Origin of the sequence: Catenulispora rubra, assembly GCF_015356825.1 — a bacterium.
GTDB classification, from domain to species: Bacteria; Actinomycetota; Actinomycetes; order Streptomycetales; family Catenulisporaceae; genus Catenulispora; species Catenulispora rubra.
This window is the reverse complement of sequence record NZ_JAACYW010000573.1, coordinates 1-2,323: the sequence shown is the minus strand read 5'-3', so window position 1 is coordinate 2,323 and position 2,323 is coordinate 1. Positions and strand designations below refer to the sequence as shown.

General features: G+C 73.1%; 1 protein-coding gene and 1 rRNA gene. One reads left to right on the top strand and one right to left on the bottom strand.

Going from position 1 to position 2,323, the window contains the following annotated elements:
• Positions 1-213 (top strand): 23S ribosomal RNA (locus GWK61_RS61655); the annotation flags it as partial.
• Between the two features lie 121 nt (positions 214-334).
• Here GWK61_RS61655 and GWK61_RS54125 read toward each other — a convergent pair.
• Complete coding sequence (locus tag GWK61_RS54125; RefSeq protein ID WP_194922218.1) at positions 335-2,320, bottom strand: branched-chain amino acid ABC transporter permease; 1,986 nt, start codon at positions 2,318-2,320, stop codon at positions 335-337.
• Positions 2,321-2,323 lie beyond the last annotated feature (3 nt).

The following is a 2,323-nucleotide window of genomic DNA, read 5'->3' as shown; positions in this document are numbered from 1 at the left end:
CGTGTGCTAAGTGGGAAAGGATGTGGAGTCGCATAGACAACCAGGAGGTTGGCTTAGAAGCAGCCACCCTTGAAAGAGTGCGTAATAGCTCACTGGTCAAGTGATTCCGCGCCGACAATGTAGCGGGCGATGTCTTTACCAGCGAGGATGACGCGGCCTGCGTCCGGGCGCAGGGCGCCGCTGAGGCAGTCGAACAGGGTGCTTTTGCCGGCGCCGTTCGGGCCGACGAGGGCGGTGATGCGGCCGGGTGGGACGGAGAGATCGACGCCGTCCACGGCCAGGACGCCGCCGAAGTGGCGGACGATGCCGCGGGCGGTGAGGCGGGCTGAGGTTCTCATGGTCGGCTCTGTCCGGCGGCTGTTCGGCGGGCGATGTGTGCACGGATGCGCTCGCCGAGGGGAGTGAGCTGCGCTGACGGCGTCAAAGGTGTGGTGCCGAGGCGTGCCAGCGTCCCGGCAAGGCCGCCGGGCATGCGGCCGATGGCGAGGGCCAGGGCGCCGACGACGACTGTTGAGATGCCCTGGGCCGTGCCGGTGTCGAGGCCGACCAGGAGCGCGGCGGCCAGGACTGCGCCGAGGGCGCTGTCCGCGCCGGCGACGACGACGGTGGCGAACCAGATGAGGCCTTGTAAGGGGTCGAACGTCGCGGCGTTGAAGGCCCGGCCGCCGAGGCCCATCAGGCCGCCGCCGAGGGCGGCCAGGCCGGCGCCGGTGAGGAAGGCGAAGACTTTGAGCCAGGGGACGTTCAGTCCGGCGGCGGAGGCTCCGGCTTCGTGGTCGCGGAGGGCTGTCAGGGCTCGGCCGAGGCGGCCTCGGTGCAGGTTGCGGACGATGACGACGCCGAGGGCGAGGAGCGCAAGTTCGGCGGCGTAGAAGGCGCGGTTGTCGGCGAGGAAGCCGGGGCGGTCCAGGAGCAGGCCGGTGGTGGCGTAGGGCTGGTCGAAGACGAAGCGGCTCATGGCGGTGCCGACCGCGAACGTCACCAGGGCCAGGGCGAGGCCGCGGCGGCGGATCGCGGGCCAGCCGGTGAGCAGGCCGAGGGGGATGGTGACCAGGACCGCGCACAGGAGGGCGGGGATCGCGGGCATGGCGGGGACGCCGGGGACTTTGCCGGACATGAACAGGGCGGTGCCGAGGGCTCCCATGCCGGCGTACCCGGCTTGGCCGAGGGAGACCTGGCCGCCGTAGCCGGTCACGACGACGACCGAGAGCAGGACCAGCGCCAGGGCCGGGACCTGGAGCGCGTTGCGCAGGTCGGGGCCGCGGAAGCCGAGCGGCATGAGGAGCAGGACGGTGCAGGCCATCGCGGCGACGGCGCCGGCGGCGCGTTCGGGGAGGAGGCGTCCGACTCCGGCTCCGGCGCCCCCGCTCGCGCGCGCCGGCGGGGCTTGCGTGCCGGTGCCGAGGCGGCCTTGGAGGAGGACGACGACCAGGAGCGCGATCACGAACAGGTTCGACTGCACGGCCTGGACCAGCGGCAGGATCTGGCCGCCGGGGCGCAGACGGGTGAGTTCGCTGCCTGCGACGCCGAGGCCCAGGCCGACCGCGACCGCCACGCCGACGCTGCGCAGGCGGCCCGCGACGGCCACGGCCATGGTCTCCATGACGAGCAGGGACAGGCCGTAGGGGTCGAGCAGGAGGTTGGGGGCGAGCAGGACGCCGACCAGGCCGGCGGTGAAGGAGCCGAAGGCCCAGCCGACGGCCGAGACGCGCCCGGCGTTCACCCCGGAGAGCTCGGCGAGGCGGCGGTCGTCCACGACGGCGCGCAGCTGGAGGCCGAAGCGCGTGTAGCGGGTGACGACGGCGACCAGCGCGCTGAGCGCGAGGACGACGCCGAGTTGCACCGCGGTGTCGAGGCGCACGAGATGGCCGCCGGGGAGGGTGAAGGGCGTGCTGGGGACGAGCGAGGGCGCGTCGGCGTAGGGGCCGGTGCCCCACAGGAGGACGACGGCGCCGGTGAGGAGGATGAAGACGCCGATGGTGGCGACCATGGTCTCGGCCGGCCCGGCGCCCCGGCGCTGCAGCGGTCGGAAGACGCCAAGTTCGAGCACGACGCCAAGCCCCGGCGCGACGACGAGGAGGCAGAGGGTGCCGGCCAGCCCGACGGGCCAATGCCAGACCACGACCAACTCGCGCAACAGGTAGGCGACGACCATCGCCTGCGCACCCTGCGCGAGGTTGAGGACGCCGGTCGCCCGGTAGGTGACGACGAGGCCGATGCCGCTGAGGGCGGCGGCGCTGCCGACGGCCAGGCCCGCGATGGCGAGGTCGATGGTGAGGCTGAGGGCGGCGGGCTCGGTGAGGGCGGTGAGGAGGGGCATTAG